At 65.7% G+C, this 16,306-nt stretch carries 14 protein-coding genes; 7 read left to right on the top strand and 7 right to left on the bottom strand.

Annotated features, from left to right (window positions below; genetic code table 11):
- Nucleotides 1–255 precede the first annotated feature (255 nt).
- On the top strand, nt 256–582 hold the full coding sequence (locus AB4Y44_RS00935) for a DUF1840 domain-containing protein (RefSeq protein ID WP_342919522.1): 327 nt from the start codon (nt 256–258) through the stop codon (nt 580–582).
- A 153-nt stretch (nt 583–735) separates the two neighbouring features.
- Here the strand turns inward: AB4Y44_RS00935 and AB4Y44_RS00930 are convergent, their stop codons facing one another.
- The 7 genes from AB4Y44_RS00930 to AB4Y44_RS00900 all read right to left on the bottom strand — a co-directional run bounded on the left by AB4Y44_RS00930 (nt 736) and on the right by AB4Y44_RS00900 (nt 9,323).
- Nucleotides 736–936: an acid-shock protein gene (locus tag AB4Y44_RS00930; RefSeq protein ID WP_342919521.1), complete on the bottom strand. Its 201-nt coding sequence runs from the start codon at nt 934–936 to the stop codon at nt 736–738.
- 247 nt (nt 937–1,183) lie between these two features.
- Nucleotides 1,184–3,901 (bottom strand): methionine synthase, encoded by a 2,718-nt coding sequence (gene metH / locus AB4Y44_RS00925; protein ID WP_368698447.1) that lies wholly within the window; start codon nt 3,899–3,901, stop codon nt 1,184–1,186.
- A gap of 61 nt (nt 3,902–3,962) precedes the next feature.
- Complete coding sequence (locus tag AB4Y44_RS00920; protein ID WP_342919519.1) at nt 3,963–5,033, bottom strand: homocysteine S-methyltransferase family protein; 1,071 nt, start codon at nt 5,031–5,033, stop codon at nt 3,963–3,965.
- Nucleotides 5,034–5,235: 202 nt separating this feature from the next.
- A complete protein-coding gene (locus AB4Y44_RS00915; protein ID WP_028201771.1) occupies nt 5,236–5,493 on the bottom strand; it encodes a DUF3567 domain-containing protein in 258 nt (85 codons plus the stop codon).
- A 175-nt stretch (nt 5,494–5,668) separates the two neighbouring features.
- On the bottom strand, nt 5,669–6,457 hold the full coding sequence (gene pcaD, locus AB4Y44_RS00910) for a 3-oxoadipate enol-lactonase (protein ID WP_342919518.1): 789 nt from the start codon (nt 6,455–6,457) through the stop codon (nt 5,669–5,671).
- 420 nt (nt 6,458–6,877) lie between these two features.
- Complete coding sequence (locus tag AB4Y44_RS00905; protein WP_368698550.1) at nt 6,878–8,233, bottom strand: DUF3108 domain-containing protein; 1,356 nt, start codon at nt 8,231–8,233, stop codon at nt 6,878–6,880.
- A gap of 184 nt (nt 8,234–8,417) precedes the next feature.
- The gene (locus AB4Y44_RS00900) at nt 8,418–9,323 is read right to left on the bottom strand and encodes an IclR family transcriptional regulator (protein WP_342919517.1); all 906 of its coding nucleotides are present in this window, start codon (nt 9,321–9,323) and stop codon (nt 8,418–8,420) included.
- Between the two features lie 117 nt (nt 9,324–9,440).
- Here AB4Y44_RS00900 and AB4Y44_RS00895 point away from each other — a divergent pair, with 117 nt between their 5' ends.
- The 6 genes from AB4Y44_RS00895 to AB4Y44_RS00870 all read left to right on the top strand — a co-directional run bounded on the left by AB4Y44_RS00895 (nt 9,441) and on the right by AB4Y44_RS00870 (nt 16,187).
- Complete coding sequence (locus AB4Y44_RS00895; RefSeq protein WP_342919516.1) at nt 9,441–10,433, top strand: fumarylacetoacetate hydrolase family protein; 993 nt, start codon at nt 9,441–9,443, stop codon at nt 10,431–10,433.
- A gap of 190 nt (nt 10,434–10,623) precedes the next feature.
- On the top strand, nt 10,624–11,754 hold the full coding sequence (locus tag AB4Y44_RS00890) for an ABC transporter substrate-binding protein (protein WP_368698549.1): 1,131 nt from the start codon (nt 10,624–10,626) through the stop codon (nt 11,752–11,754).
- 59 nt (nt 11,755–11,813) lie between these two features.
- Nucleotides 11,814–12,638 (top strand): enoyl-CoA hydratase/isomerase family protein, encoded by an 825-nt coding sequence (locus AB4Y44_RS00885; RefSeq protein ID WP_342919515.1) that lies wholly within the window; start codon nt 11,814–11,816, stop codon nt 12,636–12,638.
- 109 nt (nt 12,639–12,747) lie between these two features.
- Nucleotides 12,748–13,518 (top strand): PhaM family polyhydroxyalkanoate granule multifunctional regulatory protein, encoded by a 771-nt coding sequence (locus tag AB4Y44_RS00880; RefSeq protein ID WP_368698446.1) that lies wholly within the window; start codon nt 12,748–12,750, stop codon nt 13,516–13,518.
- A 108-nt stretch (nt 13,519–13,626) separates the two neighbouring features.
- Nucleotides 13,627–14,832: a patatin-like phospholipase family protein gene (locus AB4Y44_RS00875; protein WP_368698445.1), complete on the top strand. Its 1,206-nt coding sequence runs from the start codon at nt 13,627–13,629 to the stop codon at nt 14,830–14,832.
- Nucleotides 14,833–15,317: 485 nt separating this feature from the next.
- Nucleotides 15,318–16,187, top strand: coding sequence for a ferritin-like domain-containing protein (locus AB4Y44_RS00870; protein WP_254340923.1), 870 nt, complete (start codon nt 15,318–15,320; stop codon nt 16,185–16,187).
- Nucleotides 16,188–16,306: the final 119 nt, after the last annotated feature.

Below are 16,306 nucleotides of genomic sequence, written 5' to 3'. Positions count from 1 at the left end.
GTGAGGGCGCCAGCCTCGCGGCGGGCCACCTGCCATGCGCCAATGCACGGGGGGCCTCGTTGCGGCAGGCGGCGTGGCGGCGTACCTGACGCCAGAACGACCGGGCGCCGCGCCCTGCGGGTAATTCCGTCCTGACGGATTTTAGCAGGTGCTAATATGTGAAATGAGGTAGCGCGACAGGGACCGCCTTGGCCCATCTGGCTTCGCAGGCCGGAACGTCACGCGCAAATCCAAAAAATCATAAAGGGAACAGACATGCTGGTTACTTTTAAATGCCATGCGGCGCCTGATGTCATGATGCTGGAGAACCTCGCGCAATACCTTCTCGGCATCATCGGCAAGCGGCTCGGCCCGCACGGCGTGATTACCCACGACGAACTCGACGCCGCCATAGCCAAGCTCGAAGCGGCCATCGTCACGGACAAGAAAGAGCGCCACGAGCAGGAGGGTCACTATCACGAAGGCGAGGACGGCCACTTGCATCACGAACTGCCGGTCGGCCTCGCGCAACGCGCTTTTCCGTTCCTCGATATGCTGCGCGCCGCGAAGAAGGAAGACAACGACGTTCTGTGGGGCATTTGAGGTCCGTGCTTGAGGCCAGTGTTTGACGGCCTTGCGTGACGTGACCGGGCGGCGAGCGCGGGATCGTGCCCGGCTGCCCGCCGATTCGACGTTCCAAAAGCAAAGAGCCCGCAATATCGCGGGCTCTTTGCTTTTGTTCACCGTCGGCTCACCTTACTGGCTGGCGGCCGCCGGTTCGGCAGCGGAAGCCTCCGGCTTCATCTTCTTTTTCTTCGGCTTCTTCACGTGCTTTTCGGTGGGCGCCGAATACGACGTCGCCGGGCTCGCCTGCTCCGGCGCGGCCGGCTGGGCGAACGACGGCTGCGCAAGCGCCGCGACGCCGAAGGCGGTCAACATCAACATCAGCTTCTTCATACGATTTCTCCGTCGAGGTTGCTTCGATTTTGCGTTTTAAGGATTTGCTGATGATCGAGCCGGCGCGGCGTTGCCGCATGGGGCCGGGTGTCATGCAGTTGATACCGGGTCTTGCCGGGCCATCTTACAAAGCCGAAAAATCGCGCGCGCGTAATCTTCACCTTGCCGGATGGCGTATGTCGGGCGGCGACAACAGGGGTAGCGCGATGAGGGAAAGCGCGCCGCCCGCGGCGGCGCGCCGTGCGGCCTAGAGCTGCGGCGCGAGCGCGCGGCGGGCGTCTTCGTCGGAGAGCGACATACGCTTTGCATAGTCGGCGAGCTGGTCCTGGCCGATCTTGCCCACCGAGAAATAGGTGCTGTCCGGGTGCGCGAGATAGAAGCCCGACACGCTCGCGGCCGGCAGCATGGCGAGCGATTCCGTCACGCTCATGCCCACCTCGCCCGCCTGCAGGAACTCGAACATGTCGCGCTTCACGAGGTGATCGGGGCAGGCCGGGTAGCCAGGAGCGGGGCGAATGCCGGCGTACTTTTCGGCGATCAGTGCGTCGTTGTCGAGCGCTTCGCTAGCCGCATAGCCCCACAGGTCGCGGCGCACGCGTGCGTGCAGCGCTTCGGCGAACGCTTCCGCGAAGCGGTCCGCGAGCGCCTTGAGCATGATCGCGCTGTAGTCGTCGTGGTCCTTCTCGAACTGCGCTTCCTTGACGTCCACGCCAATGCCCGCCGTCACCGCGAACATGCCGATATAGTCGGCCACGCCCGAGTCCTTCGGCGCGATGAAGTCGGCGAGCGACCGGTTCGGCCGCATCACGCCGTCCACCACCGGACGCACCGACTGCTGGCGCAGGTTGCGCCACGTGAGCGCGACTTCGCTGCGCGAATCGTCGGTGTAGATCTCGATGTCGTCGTCGTTCACCGTGTTCGCGGGCAGCAGCGCGATCACGCCGTTGGCCTGCAGCCAGCGGCCCTGAATCACGCGCGCGAGCATCGACTTCGCGTCGGAAAACACGCGGCGCGCCGACTCGCCCACGATCTCGTCGTTGAGGATCTGCGGATAGGGGCCGGCGAGATCCCACGTCTGGAAGAACGGGCCCCAGTCGATGTAATGCGCGAGTTCGTTCAAGTCGAAGTTCTTGAACACGCGGCGGCCGATGAACTTCGGCTTCACGGGCTGGAAGTTCGCCCAGTCGATCTTCGTCTTGTTCGCGCGCGCTTCTTCGAGCGTCACGAGCGGCGTGGCCTTCTTGTTGGCGTGCTGGTCGCGAATGCGCTCGTAGTCGGCCTCGAGTTCGTCGAGGTACTTCGCTGCGCCTTCATCGGAAAGCAGGCTCGACGCCACCGAAACCGAACGCGACGCGTCCGGCACGTAGACGACCGGACCTTCGTAGTGCGGCGCGATCTTCACGGCCGTATGCACACGCGAGGTGGTCGCGCCGCCGATCAAGAGCGGAATCTTCTTGATGCGGAAGTAGTCGTCGCGCTGCATTTCGCTCGCGACGTAAGCCATTTCCTCGAGCGACGGCGTAATGAGCCCTGAGAGGCCGACGATATCCGCGCCTTCGACCTTGGCCTTCGCGAGGATCTCGTTGCACGGGACCATCACGCCCATGTTGACCACTTCGAAGTTATTGCACTGGAGCACCACCGACACGATGTTCTTGCCGATATCGTGCACGTCGCCCTTCACCGTCGCGATGACGATCTTGCCCTTCGCGCGCACATCGGCGCCCGACTCGGCGAGCAAACGCTTTTCTTCCTCGATGAACGGAATCAGGTGCGCCACGGCCTGCTTCATCACGCGCGCCGATTTCACCACCTGCGGCAGGAACATCTTGCCCTGGCCGAACAGGTCGCCGACGATGTTCATGCCGTCCATGAGCGGGCCTTCGATCACGTTGATCGGCCGGCCGCCGCCGCCCATGATCTTCTCGCGCGCTTCTTCGGTGTCCTCGACAATGAAATTCGTGATGCCGTGCACGAGTGCATGCGCAAGACGCTTTTCCACGGCCTGGTTGCGCCACTCGAGGTTCTCTTCCTTCTTCGCGGCGCCGGTCTTGAACTTGTCGGCGATTTCGAGCAGACGGTCGGTGCCGTCGGCGCGGCGGTTGAGCACCACGTCTTCCACGCGCTCGCGCAGCTCGGCGTCGAGGTCGGCGTACACGCCGAGCTGGCCCGCGTTGACGATGCCCATGTCCATGCCCGCCTGAATGGCGTGGTAGAGGAACACGGTGTGGATCGCCTCGCGCACCGGGTCATTGCCGCGGAACGAGAACGACACGTTCGACACGCCGCCGCTGATCTTCGCGTAGGGCAGGTTCTGCTTGATCCAGCGCGTGGCTTCGATGAAGTCCACCGCGTAGTTGTTGTGTTCCTCGATGCCCGTGGCCACCGCGAAGATGTTCGGGTCGAAGATGATGTCCTCGGGCGGGAAGCCCACTTCGTTCACGAGGATGTCGTATGAGCGCTTGCAGATCTCTGTCTTGCGCTGGAACGTATCGGCCTGGCCCTGCTCGTCGAACGCCATCACCACGCTCGCCGCGCCGTAGCGGCGAATCAACTTGGCGTGATGCACGAACTGCTCCTTGCCTTCCTTGAGCGAGATCGAGTTGACGATGGCCTTGCCCTGCACGCACTGCAGGCCCGCCTCGATCACGTCCCACTTCGACGAGTCGATCATGATCGGCACGCGCGCGATGTCGGGCTCGGAGGCGATGAGGTTCATGAAGCGCACCATCGCCGCCTTCGAGTCGAGCATGGCTTCGTCCATGTTGACGTCGATGACCTGCGCGCCGTTTTCGACCTGCTGGCGCGCCACCGCGAGCGCCTCGTCGAACTGGCCGTTGAGAATCATCCGCGCGAATGCCTTCGAGCCGGTCACGTTGGTGCGCTCGCCCACGTTGATGAACAGCGTGCCTTCGGTCACGTTGAAGGGCTCGAGGCCGGAAAGGCGCAGGGTATGGTCAGTCATGGCGTGGGACCGGATCGTAGGGTGTGGGAGCGGGACTCGGAAGCGGCGATCGAATGTGGCGTCAGGCGGCGTCGCGATACTGGCCGGGCCAGCGGCGCGGCTTGATCTCGGCGAGTGCCTTGGCGATGGCCGCGATGTGCTCGGGCGTCGTGCCGCAGCAGCCGCCCGCCACGTTCACGAGGCCGGCGCTCGCGAATTCCTTGAGCAGTGCCGAGGTGTCGGCGGGCGTTTCGTCGAAGCCCGTGTCGCTCATCGGGTTGGGCAGGCCCGCGTTCGGGTAGCACGAGACGTAGGTGTCGCAGAGCTTCGCGAGCTCGGCGATGTACGGGCGCATGAGCGCCGCGCCCAGCGCGCAGTTCAGGCCGAACGTGAGCGGCTTCGCGTGGCGCAGCGAGTTCCAGAACGCTTCGACGGTCTGGCCCGAGAGAATGCGGCCCGAGGCGTCGGTGACGGTGCCCGAGATCATGATCGGCAGATTCTCGCCCGTGTCTTCGAAGAGTTGGTCGAGCGCGAACAGCGCGGCCTTGGCGTTGAGCGTGTCGAAGATCGTCTCGACCAGGAAGAGGTCGCAGCCGCCGTCCATGAGCGCCTTCGCCTGCTCGTAGTACGCATGGCGCAGCTCTTCGAACGTCACGTTGCGCGCGCCCGGATCGTTCACGTCGGGCGAGATGCTCGCCGTTTTCGGCGTCGGCCCGATCGCGCCCGCGGCGAAGCGCGGCTTGTCCGGCGTGGAATACCTTTCGCATGCGGCGCGCGCGAGCTTTGCCGACTCGACGTTCATCTCGATGGCGAGATCGCCCATGCCGTAGTCGTCCTGGGCCACCGTGGTCGCGCCGAACGTGTTGGTCTCGATGATGTCCGCGCCCGCCGCGAGATACTGCTCGTGAATCTCGCTGATGATCTGCGGCTGCGTGAGCGAGAGCAGTTCGTTGTTGCCCTTGATATCGCGCGGGTAGTCCTTGAAGCGTTCGCCGCGGTAGGCGGCTTCGTCGAGCTTGTAGCGCTGGATCATCGTGCCCATCGCGCCGTCGAGGATCACGATGCGCGAGGCGAGCAGCGCGGGAAGCGCTGCGCCGCGCGTGTATTTGGCGTCCCCGGCGGGGCGCGAGGCAAGGGCTGCGGGCTGGTTCATGGATCGCGGGCGGGCGTGGTGCCGGTTGAACTGGGAAACCCCACATTGTAGCCGCTGCGGCAACCCGCCGCTGCGGGCGGCGTCGCGTGCCGGCAACCGCTGCGGCGCGCGCCGGACGGCCAAAAGAAAACCCCGCCCGGCAAGCCGAACGGGGTTTCGTGTGAAGGACGCTGCGCGTTGAGTGCCGCGGGGTGCGCTAGCGTCAGTGAAGCACGACGGGTTGCTGCATGAGGCTGTCGAACTGTCCGAGGAATTCGTCGACTTCGTCGAGCGACTGGTCTTCGTCCATCAGCTTTTGCACGTCTTCGCGAAAACGTGCCGCCATCACGCCGTCGATGAAGATCTCGCGGCGTGCGTTTTTGTCGACGATCTCGTAGCCGCCTGCGCGCATGGCACTGTGGCCGTCCTGCGGTGGGAACTCGACGACGCAATAGTTGGGACTGTTGTAGATCATTTGCATGGCGACACTCCTTTTTCCTGTGCTCCCTGACCTTCTCGGTCAATACATGGAGCGTTCGTTCTGGAATTCAAGGGGTGGGTCCCGCATCACCTCTTATGTGGACTGCTCTCCCTTTTTTACTTCACTTCTCAACTGCGTCTGCTGCCACTGCCATGATGCTTTTACTTCGAACTACTTAGACCAACTGCTTGAGAAACGTTTCTAGCAAAGCGGTGAAACGGTGCGACTCCTCTACCGGGGCCAGATGTGCGGCATCGAGCACCACGAAATGCGACCCTTCTATCGCTCTTGCAAGGGCCTGCGTCATGGCCATCGGCGTGCCGCTGTCGTGGCGGCCCGCGACTGCGAGCGTCGGCACGCGCAGTTGCGCGAGCCTCTTGTGCACGTCGAAATCGCGTAGCGCCTCGCAGGCCATCGCATAGCCTTCTGAAGGGGTCCGTAATAAAACGTCACAAATGCGCTCGACAGTCGGCGCATGCGCGTGCCGGAAGTCGGCGGTGAACCAGCGTGCCATCGTCGCGTCGACGAGCGCCCCGAGACCCTCGCTGCGTACTGTGGCGGCGCGATCGTTCCATGTTTCGCGTGCTTGTGGCGGCGTATGGCTCGCCGTGTCGCAAAGCGTGAGCGTCGTCACGCGTTCCGGATAATCGAGCGCGAACTGCTGCGCGATCATGCCGCCCATCGACATACCGACGAGATGCGCATGCTCGATGCCAGTGGCGTCGAAAAGCGCATCGAGGTCGGCGGCGAGATCTGCGAAGCCGAAGGGCTCGCTCGCGACGGCGCTCGCGCCGTGGCCGCGCACGTCATAGCGCAGCACGCTGTGGCGATGGCGGAAATGTCCGGCGAGCGTGTCCCACACGCCAAGGTCGCCGCCCAGTTGGTGAATGAACGCCAGCGCGGGCCCGCCGCTCCTGTCGTCGAAGACATAGTGCGTATCGATGCCGTTGACAGTCACTTGCATGGGTTCCTCCTTCGCCTTCCAGGCTGGGAGTCAAGCCGATTGCGAGGTACTGCATGCACGCGATGCTGGTAGAGCAATCCGCGCGCCTGGAGCGCGCAGACGATGCGCGATGCGATGTTCGTTAGCTTGTGTGTCGCGTCCCTGTTTGCTGCGCTGTTTATTGTGTCGTGCCGATCTTGTCCGTCTTGTGCAGCGTTGAATCGGTTTGTTCGTGCTGGTCCGTTTGTTGGTCCGTTCGCTGGTCCGTTGTCTGCGCGCCGTGTCGTGCTGCCGTGTTTCGTCTGCTTGTTCTTTGGCCCTTCGTGTTGCGCGCGATGCCTTGCGATCCTTGACGCATGGCTCGAGTCCAGTATGCGCTATTCCGCGAATTTGTGTTGCGAAGCGGGCTGTCCGGATCGCGCGCTGCGTGCGCTCGCGCGCTCAGGGATGCTCGGGCGCCGGGCCCGGCGAAGCGGGCGAGGGTTGTGCGTCGCCGGTGGACGGTGGCGGCGGTGCTTCGGCTGGCGTTTCTGTCTGCATATTGGCGGGAGGCGCCGGCTGCGCCGACGGTTGCGGTTCCGGTTGCGACGTAACGGGCGCAGAAGCCGGCGCCGCTTCCGGCGTTGCGGATTGTGCCGAGGTTGTGTCGGATGCGGCGCCGGGCGTCGTGGCGGTCGCGGCCGCTGCGGAGTCGGGCGCCGGCGCGGGCGCGTTCGATGCGTCCGGCACCGTGAGCGCGCCACGCCACACCAGTTCGAACTGGTTGCCATTCGGTTCGGTTTGCACGAGGCGCACGGGCAACCAGCCGAGCGACTGCGCGAGCCACACGTCGATGCGCCGCTTGTCGCCCTCGCGGCGCGGCAGACGCATGAAGTGGCGCGCCGTGACATAGCCATGATCCGTGCTCACGGTTTCGTCGCCGATCGTGGTGATGGGCCAGGTCTCGCCGCTGTCGTTGTCCGCGACATAGAACTCGCGCGTGACGCCGGGCTTGTACGCATCGGGGTCGCCGCGCACGAGGCTCGAGAGCTGCATCACCATGCTGAAGCGGTCCTGCGAGCCATCGGGCAGCGCAAGCGAATTGGGCGTGCGCGTGAAGACGATCTGCTTGTCGGTGCGGTTGAAAACCGTCACGTCCGAAGGACGATGGCCGCGCTTTTCGATGTACTGATCGGGCGCGAGGCCGAAGGCGTCCACGCGGCCCTTGCTCGTCCAGCTGAACTCGCCGACGAAGGGCAGGGGCACACGCACGACCATCTCGTAGCGTTGCCCGTCGCTCGACCAGTGGATCGTGCCGGGCTGATTGCGCACGCCGTTATAGAAGGTGTCGTACTGCAGTTCGCCCGATGGCGGCACCGAAAACTTCAGCCCATGCGAGGCCTGCGTGGCGGGTGCCGCAGGCTGCTTGCCGTTGCCCGGCGCAGTGCTTGCTGTCCCGCTGGTGCCGGCGGCGCTCACGCTGGCTGGCGATGCGGCTGCGGGCGCGGACGCCGCCTGCGTATCCGGCGGCGAGGCCGGCGCTTTGGGGTGCGGTTTGGGCGGCGTCACCGCGTGCAGCGTATGCGGCTCGGCGGGCTTGGGCGCCGGTTTGGGCGCGGTATGCGCGGGCGCCGCCGCGGGGCCCGCGGGCTTGGCCTCGCGCTCGATGCGCTCGGGTTTGAGCAGCGCCACTTGCACCGGCACGCGCACGTGCACGACAGGCGGCGGCGCGCCGTGATGCCGCTCGAACCATTCAGCCGCGAGCCAATGCAGCGCCGTGACCGCGACGAACACGCCGACCCAGCGCCACGCGCGCATGCGCTGCGGCGTGCGTGAGTCGGTGTCGAGGCGGCGTGCCTCGCGCGGGGCGGCGGGAGTGGACATCGGCGGTTCGTGGGTCGGTATCGCTCGTACGTTAATGTGACACAACCCGCCGGGTGCCTGCAGAAACGCAGACGCGCGCGAGCGGGGTCACATGTGTGCCGGCCCAGACATACAGCCCTCAGCGCGGCGTTGGACTGTACCCTAATTCGTACGACAGTTTTTCGGCGCATGCGCGCAGCGCGGTGTCCACGGCGCCGTTCCAGGCGATATCGAACGCGCCTTCGTGACCGAGCGCGATGAGCCCGAGCGCGAGTTCGCCGCTCGCGTCGAAGACAGGCGTGCAGAACGCGTGGATGGTCGGCAGCAACATGCCCTCCACGCGGGCTGCACCATGCTCGCGAACTTCTGCGAGCGCCAGTTCGAGCGCCTCGGCCGTACGCGGCGTCGAGCCATACGAGTAGTGCTGCGCGCCCGCGAGTTCGCGCTCGATCATCGGGGCGGTCTTGCTGCGCGGCAGGTAGGCGGCGAACAGCAGGCCCGTGGCGGAACTGAGCATCGGCATGACGTCGCCGAGCTTGAGCGACGCTTTCGCGGGGTGGCTCGACTCGAGCCAGTGCACGACGGTCGGCCCCTGGTTGCCCCATACGGCGATGCCCACGGTGATGTCGAGCGCGTCGCGCAATTCGGTGAGCGCGAGGCGCGCGAGCTTGACGCCGTCCACGCGCGCGAGGCGCGCGAGTCCGAGCTGCAACGCGAAGCCGCCCAGTTCGTAGCGCCCCGAGAGCGGGTCCTGCGCGACCACGCCGAGGCGCATGAAGCTCACGAGATAGCGGTGCGCCTTCGCCGGGCTCATGCCCGCGCGCTGCGCGAGGTCGCGCAGCATCATCGCGCGCGGCTCGCTGGTGAGCACTTCGAGCAGGCGAAAACCCACTTCGATCGACTGGATGCCCGAGCGCAGTTTTTCTTCGCCGGCTTCGGCGCCTTCCACGGCTTCGGCGGTGTCGAGGGTGTCGGCGAGATCGTCGGCGTTTGTGGCGTCAGGGGCGCTCGCGCGCGGCGAAGCGGATCGGACGGTTGGCGGCATGGCTGCGTTGTGGTGTTCAAACGTACGGCGACTGAGGGCATGTGGCGCGCCCGCTTGGGGCCCGCCGATTCACCATCGTAGAATACATTTCCCTTATCGTCACTCACGTCTGATTCCATGAAACTTGCCACGCTGAAGGACGGCACCCGCGACGGCCAGCTGATCGTCGTTTCCCGCGACCTGCGCAGCGCCGCCATCGCCGACGCGATCGCACCCACGCTGCAGCGCGTGCTCGACGACTGGCGCTTCTACGCGCCGCAGCTCGCCGAGCTGTACGACGCGCTCAACTACGGGCGCGCGCGCAACGCGTTCAGCTTCGACGCGCGCGACTGCATGGCGCCGCTGCCGCGTGCGTACCAATGGGCGGATGGCTCGTCGTACGTGAATCACGTCGAACTCGTGCGGCGCGCGCGCGGCGCCGAGATGCCCGCCGAATTCTGGACCGACCCGCTCATGTACCAGGGCGGCAGCGACGACTTCATCGGGCCGTGCGACGACATCGTGTGCGCGTCCGAGGCGTTCGGCATCGACTTCGAGGCCGAAGTGGCCGTCGTGACCGGCGACGTGCCGATGGGCGCGAGCCCCGACGAAGCGCTGCGGGCCGTGCGCCTTGTCACGCTCGTCAACGACGTCTCGCTGCGCAATCTCATTCCCGCGGAACTCGCGAAGGGCTTCGGCTTTTTCCAGAGCAAGCCGGCCAGCGCATTCGCGCCAGTGATGGTCACGCCTGACGAGCTCGGCGAGCACTGGCGCGAAGGGCGCGTGCACCTGCCGCTCATCGTGCACTGGAACGGCAGGAAGGTCGGCCAGCCCGATGCCGGCACGGACATGGTGTTCCACTTCGGCCAGCTGATCGCGCACGCCGCGAAAACACGCAATCTGCGCGCGGGCGCCATCGTGGGTTCGGGCACGGTCTCGAACAAGGACGCCAGGCGCGGCTACTGCTGCATTGCCGAGAAGCGCTGCCTCGAAATGATCGAAAGCGGACAGGCGAGCACCGAGTTCATGAAGTTCGGCGACAGCGTGAAGATCGAGATGCTCGACGAAGCGGGCAAGTCGATTTTCGGCGCGATCGATCAGGCTGTGGCGTCGCTGCACGGCGAGCATTGACACGCAAACGCTGAAGGGTTTCGCCGGATGCCGCGCGCCACGCGTGCGGCTACACTGGCGAACGCCCTTTTTCTTCGAGCGCATCGGGCAGACCAGTCAACGTACGAGCCGTAGAAGCACGCAGCATCCGAACGCAAAACGAAAAGGAGACACCGTGAACGCTTCTCGCCCCAGCCGTCTTGCTGTACGCATCGCCCTGCTTCTTTCTGTCTGTGCGCCCACGCTCGCGCTCGCGCAGGTCAAGATCGGCCTCGTGCTTTCGCTCACGGGCCCAGCCGCCTCGCTCGGCATTCCCGCGCGCGACACCGCCGCGATGTTCCCCACCGAGATCGCGGGCCAGAAAGTTCAGTACATCGTGCTCGACGACGCCTCCGACACGACCCAGGCCGTGCAGGACACCAAGAAGCTCATCGACGAGCAGCATGTCGACGCGATCATCGGCTCGTCGATCACACCCAATTCGCTCGCGATGCTCGACGTGATCGCGCAAGGCGAGACGCCCACGATCTCGCTCGCATCGTCGGCGAAGATCATCGAGCCCGTCGACGACAAGCGCCACTGGATGTTCAAGACGCCGCAAACCGACGCGATGATGGCCGGCGCGATCATGGATCACGCAGCCGCGCACAACGTGAAGACGCTTGCCTATATCGGCCAGGCCGACGCGCTCGGCGAGACCTTCTATGCCGAGATCGCGAAGGTCGCGCAGCAACACGACATCAAGCTCGTCGCGAACGAGCGCTTCAATCGCACCGATCCGGGCGTGACGGGGCAGGTGCTCAAGATCGTCGCGGCGCACCCCGATGCCGTCGTGGTGGGCGCGGCCGGCACGCCCGCCGCGCTGCCGCCCAAGGCGCTCAGGGAGCGCGGCTACAAGGGCGTCGTCTATCACAACCACGGCGTGGGCAACCGCGACTTCCTGCGCGTGTGCGGCGCCGACTGCAACGGCACCTTCCTGCCCGCAAGCCCGGTGCTCGTGGCCGCGCAACTGCCCGAGGACCAGCCTGGCCGGCGCCACGCGCTCGACTATATTTCGCGTTATGAAGCACGCAACGGCGCGGGTACCGTGTCGGCGTTCGGCGCATATACATGGGACGCGGGACTCCTGCTGCAGAACGCGATACCCGTTGCGCTCAAGTCGGCTGCGCCCGGCACGCCCGCGTTTCGCCACGCGCTGCGCGACGCACTCGAAGCGACGCACGGCCAGCATGACACCAATGGCGTCGTCAACATGAGCGCCACCGATCACCTCGGCCTCGACGCGCGAGCACGCGTGATGGTCGAGATCCGCGATGGCAAGTGGGCATACCAGCCGCATTGACGAGCCGCACTGCCAGCGTATTTACGTAATCAGCAATCCGAAGCAAAGGAGGTCCGCCCATGAACGATCCTTTTTACGCCCGCTATCACGCGCTGCGCGTGCGGCGGCACGAGCACGGCATCGTCGAGATCGTGATGAGCGGCGAGGGCACGAACAAGAGCAGTCTCGCGACCGCCGACGCCAACATGCACCGCGAACTCGCCGAGATCTGGCGCGACGTGGACCGCGATCCCGACGCGCGCGTCGCGGTAATTCGCGGCGAGGGCAAGGGCTTTTCGGCGGGCGGCGACCTGCAGCTCGTCGAGGACATGGCCACGCATTTCGACGTGCGCGCACGCGTGTGGCGCGAGGCGCGCGACCTCGTCTACAACGTGATCAACTGCGGCAAGCCGATCGTCTCGGCCATGCACGGTCCGGCGGTGGGCGCGGGGCTCGTCGCGGGACTGCTGGCCGACATTTCCATTGCCACCAAAACGGCACGCATCATCGATGGCCATACGCGCCTGGGCGTCGCGGCGGGGGACCACGCGGCGATCGTGTGGCCGCTGTTGTGCGGCATGGCGAAGGCGAAGTACTACCTGCTGCTGTGCGAGCCGGTGAGCGGCGAGGAGGCGGAGCGCATCGGCCTCGTCTCGCTCGCCGTGGACGAGAACGACTTGCTGCCGAAGGCGTTCGAAGTGGCCAAGCGCCTCGCCAACGGTTCGCAAACCGCGTTGCGCTGGACCAAGTACGCGCTCAACAACTGGCTGCGCATGGCGGGGCCGAACTTCGACACGTCGCTCGCGCTCGAATTCATGGGCTTCGCGGGGCCCGACGTGCGCGAAGGCGTGCAGTCGCTGCGCGAGCGGCGCGCGCCGGAGTTTCCGGGCGGCGATCCATTCTGACGCGCGCTTTGTGCCGATTTCTGCTTTTACGCGCGCTATCATCGAAGAGATCGTTTCGTGCCGCCCACGCGCGCGCATTTGACCACCTATCTATGCGAGGGAGTACCGCATGACCGACTCAGCAGGCACCATGCCGCCTTTCCCGGGTTTTCCAGGCTTTCCGCCCGCCGAAATGCTCGACCAGATGTGGGGGATGATGCGCCTCACGCCGTTCGGCGGCGCGTTTCCGGGCGGCGAACCGGGCGTGGCGCAAGCCTTTGGCCCGCCGCTTTCGATGATGACAGACATGATGACGCCGCTCACCAGCATCGAGGAGCTCGACAAGCGCATTACCGATCTGCGCGCCGTCGAGCAGTGGCTCAAGCTCAATCTCGGCATGTTGCAGTCCGCCATCCAGGCGCTCGAGGTACAGCGCGCCACGCTCACCACGCTGCGTGCGTTCGGCGCGTTCGCGCAGGCGCAGATGACCCCGACGCACGCCGAATCCGAAGCGCCGAGAGCGGGCGCCGCACGCGAGCGGGCCGCCGAGCCGGAGGCCGCGAACGCAGGCGCTGCGTCCGAGGGTGCGGCTGCCGCGCCGCCGGGTTTTGACGCCGGTTCGTGGTGGAATCTCGTGCAGGCGCAGTTCAACCAGCTCGCGCAATTCGCGATGGCGCAGCCCGCGGCCGCGGCGCAGGCCGCGCAAGCGGCCGCCGAAGCGGTGAACGAGGCGCAGGCGAAGACCGAAGCCGCCACGGCCAAACGCAGCAGCACCGCCAAGCGGAGCAGCAACACCGGCAACGCGAGCAACGGCAATGGCAATGGCAATGGCAACAGCGGCGGCGGCGCGGGCCGCAGCGCGCCGCGCGGCGCGAAGAAGGCGCCGGCGCAGCCGGAATAAGGCGCGCCGCGTCACGTCACGAAGAACCGTCCCGCGGGACGCAACAGCAAGGCAACAGAAGGCCAACCGCGGGACAAAAGCTGAACAACAACGGGGAGCGTCGGCATCATGCGGCTTGCGCTCGTGATGATGGGCGGTGGCGCGCGCGCGGCCTACCAGGCCGGCGCCTTGCGCGCGCTTGCGGAGCTGGCCAGCCAGACCGAGCCGGCGCGCCGCGCCATGCCCTTCACGGTGATCTGCGGCACCTCGGCGGGCGCGATCAATGCCACCTCGATCGCGAGCCACGCCGACCAGTTCGCGCACGGCGCCGCGCGCCTCGTCGACGTCTGGTCGGACATGCGCGCCAGCCAGATCTATCGCACCGACTGGCCCGGCGTCGCGGCCGCGGGCGCGCGCTGGCTCGCCGCGCTCGCGTTCGGCTGGGCTGCATCGAGCGTGGGCGCGCACGCCGCGCCGCGCACCTTGTTCGACAGCACGCCGCTCGCGCGGATGCTCCCGCACGCGCTCAATTTCCATCGCATCGAGCAAATGCTCGACGAGCGGCTGCTCTACGCCCTCGCCGTCACGGCGCTCAGCTATTCGTCGGGGCGGCACGTCACGTTCTACCAGGCGTGCGAGCCGATCAGCGCGTGGCGGCGCGCGCAACGCACCGCGCGCATGGTCGCACTCACGCCCGCGCATCTGCTCGCTTCGGCGGCGATTCCGTTCGTGTTCCCGGCCGTGCGTCTCGAGCTCGACGGCCGTCACGAATATTTCGGCGACGGCTCGGTGCGGCAGATCGCGCCGCTCTCGCCGGCCATCCACTTCGGCGCGCAGCGCATCGTCGTGCTGGGCGCCGCGGCGCCCACGCCGGAAGTGCCCGCGGCGCGCCCCGACATCGACCGCTATCCGACACTCGCGCAGATCGGCCAGCAGGTGCTCGCGAGCGTGTTCCTCGACTCGCTTGGCGCCGATATCGAGCGCATCGAGCACGTGAATCGCATGGTGCTGCAACTGCCGCACACGGTGGAGCCGGAAAGCGGCTGGCGCCATGTCGAGGTGCTCGCGATCGCGCCGAGCGAGCGCATCGAGCTGATCGCCGCGCGCCATTTGCAGCAGTTGCCGCGCTCGGTGCGCATGCTGCTGGGCGCGATGGGCGGCAACCGCGCTTCGGGCGCGGCATTCGCGAGCTATCTGCTGTTCGAGCGTGAATTCACGCGTGAGTTGATCGAGCTGGGTTACCGCGACACGCTCGCGCAAAGCGATGTTCTTTTGACTTGGCTCAAAGCTCCGACAGACGGCGCGAGCAACGATTTTGGGGCGCGGCGGAACTGAAACACCGGCATGCTATTATTGTGTAAGGTTTTTCTGGTTATTTGTGGGAGTTGCGGGCGGCGTTGCGGCGCTTCGCCGCGCAGGTTCCACGGCCTTGACGGGCGGGATGTTTGCCCATTGAAAAATCAGCCAGCGAGGCGTGTCAAAAGGACGTCGACGTGGGGTGCTAGAGTGCGGCATTGTGTCGCATAGGCCCGCGGCGATGGCTTGCACGCCTCGCGGGTATCGGTGGTGATCAGCGGTATCAGGCGGCCGGGTTCGAGGAACGGAGCAGCTACCCAGAATCCACGACGGCGCCTTCATTCCGGTTGGCTGGATTGTCGTGGGGCAACGCGTGTTGCGTTCGCCGGTCTGCGATTGCGTCCAGAGGGCCGGATACCGCGTAAAATTAAATGCTTTTTGCCTGCGCGGCCGCGTTGTATGCGGGCACGCGGCACGCTACGAATTCGTCATGCGCGCGTTTTGCGCAGATCAGGGGCGGGACTATGAACACGATGCTTTATCCGGAACTTTACAAATCGCTCGAATCGGTCCGATGGGACATGGAAAAGGACATTCCCTGGGACAAGTTCGATGCGTCGCTCCTTACCGATGAGCAGGCCGCGACCATCAAGATGAACGCGATCACCGAATGGTCGGCGCTGCCGGCCACGGAAATGTTTCTGCGCGACAACCATCACGACAGCGACTTTTCGGCGTTCATGAGCGTGTGGTTCTTCGAGGAGCAAAAGCATTCGCTCGTGCTCATGGAATACCTGCGCCGCTTCAAGCCGGAAATGGTGCCGTCCGAAGAAGAACTGCACGCCGTGCGCTTCGAGTTCGATCCGGCGCCGCCGCTCGAAACGCTCATGCTGCACTTCTGCGGCGAAATCCGCCTGAACCACTGGTATCGCCGTGCTGCCGAATGGCACACGGAGCCGGTCATCAAGGCCATCTACGAAACGATTTCGCGCGACGAAGCGCGCCACGGCGGCGCTTATCTGCGTTACATGAAGAAGGCGCTCAACAATTTCGGCGACGTCGCGCGCGCGGCGTTCGCGAAGATCGGCGTGCTGATGGCTTCGGCGCGCCGCACCGAAAAGCCGCTGCACCCCACGAACCTGCACGTGAACCAGGCGCTGTTCCCGCGCGACACCGTGCAGTCGCGCCTGCCCGACCCGGAATGGCTCGAGCGCTGGCTCGACGAGCAAATCCGCTTCGACGACGGCTGGGAAAAGAAGGTGATCGAGCGCATTCTGCACAACCTGTCGATCCTGTTCGAGCGCACGTTCACCACGGCACAGGAGCTGAACCGCTATCGCAAGGAAGTGGTGCAGCGCCTGCAGGCCGAGCAAGGCACGCAACAGCCGGCCTGACGCGCCGGGACATCTCGCGTGCGTGCCTTGGTGGCGCGCCGCGACCGGGACGGCCCGAAGCGCTTCTCGCGTGACGGGCCGTTTTCATTGGCGCGCGTCTGAACGGCTTGCCCCATGCG

This window comes from Paraburkholderia sp. BR10937, assembly GCF_040965695.1.
Lineage (GTDB): Bacteria > Pseudomonadota > Gammaproteobacteria > Burkholderiales > Burkholderiaceae > Paraburkholderia.
Note: the sequence above shows the minus strand (reverse complement) of the source record. Positions and strands in the feature narration are given on the sequence as shown.

Bases quoted from the DNA above. Each gene is read 5' to 3' on its own strand.
- AB4Y44_RS00935 (WP_342919522.1), top strand. From the start codon at position 256: ATGCTGGTTACTTTTAAATGCCATGCGGCGCCTGATGTCATGATGCTG.
- AB4Y44_RS00930 (WP_342919521.1), bottom strand. From the start codon at position 936: ATGAAGAAGCTGATGTTGATGTTGACCGCCTTCGGCGTCGCGGCGCTT.
- metH (WP_368698447.1), bottom strand. From the start codon at position 3,901: ATGACTGACCATACCCTGCGCCTTTCCGGCCTCGAGCCCTTCAACGTG.
- AB4Y44_RS00920 (WP_342919519.1), bottom strand. From the start codon at position 5,033: ATGAACCAGCCCGCAGCCCTTGCCTCGCGCCCCGCCGGGGACGCCAAA.
- AB4Y44_RS00915 (WP_028201771.1), bottom strand. From the start codon at position 5,493: ATGCAAATGATCTACAACAGTCCCAACTATTGCGTCGTCGAGTTCCCA.
- pcaD (WP_342919518.1), bottom strand. From the start codon at position 6,457: ATGCAAGTGACTGTCAACGGCATCGATACGCACTATGTCTTCGACGAC.
- AB4Y44_RS00905 (WP_368698550.1), bottom strand. From the start codon at position 8,233: ATGCGCGCGTGGCGCTGGGTCGGCGTGTTCGTCGCGGTCACGGCGCTG.
- AB4Y44_RS00900 (WP_342919517.1), bottom strand. From the start codon at position 9,323: ATGCCGCCAACCGTCCGATCCGCTTCGCCGCGCGCGAGCGCCCCTGAC.
- AB4Y44_RS00895 (WP_342919516.1), top strand. From the start codon at position 9,441: ATGAAACTTGCCACGCTGAAGGACGGCACCCGCGACGGCCAGCTGATC.
- AB4Y44_RS00885 (WP_342919515.1), top strand. From the start codon at position 11,814: ATGAACGATCCTTTTTACGCCCGCTATCACGCGCTGCGCGTGCGGCGG.
- AB4Y44_RS00880 (WP_368698446.1), top strand. From the start codon at position 12,748: ATGACCGACTCAGCAGGCACCATGCCGCCTTTCCCGGGTTTTCCAGGC.
- AB4Y44_RS00875 (WP_368698445.1), top strand. From the start codon at position 13,627: ATGCGGCTTGCGCTCGTGATGATGGGCGGTGGCGCGCGCGCGGCCTAC.
- AB4Y44_RS00870 (WP_254340923.1), top strand. From the start codon at position 15,318: ATGAACACGATGCTTTATCCGGAACTTTACAAATCGCTCGAATCGGTC.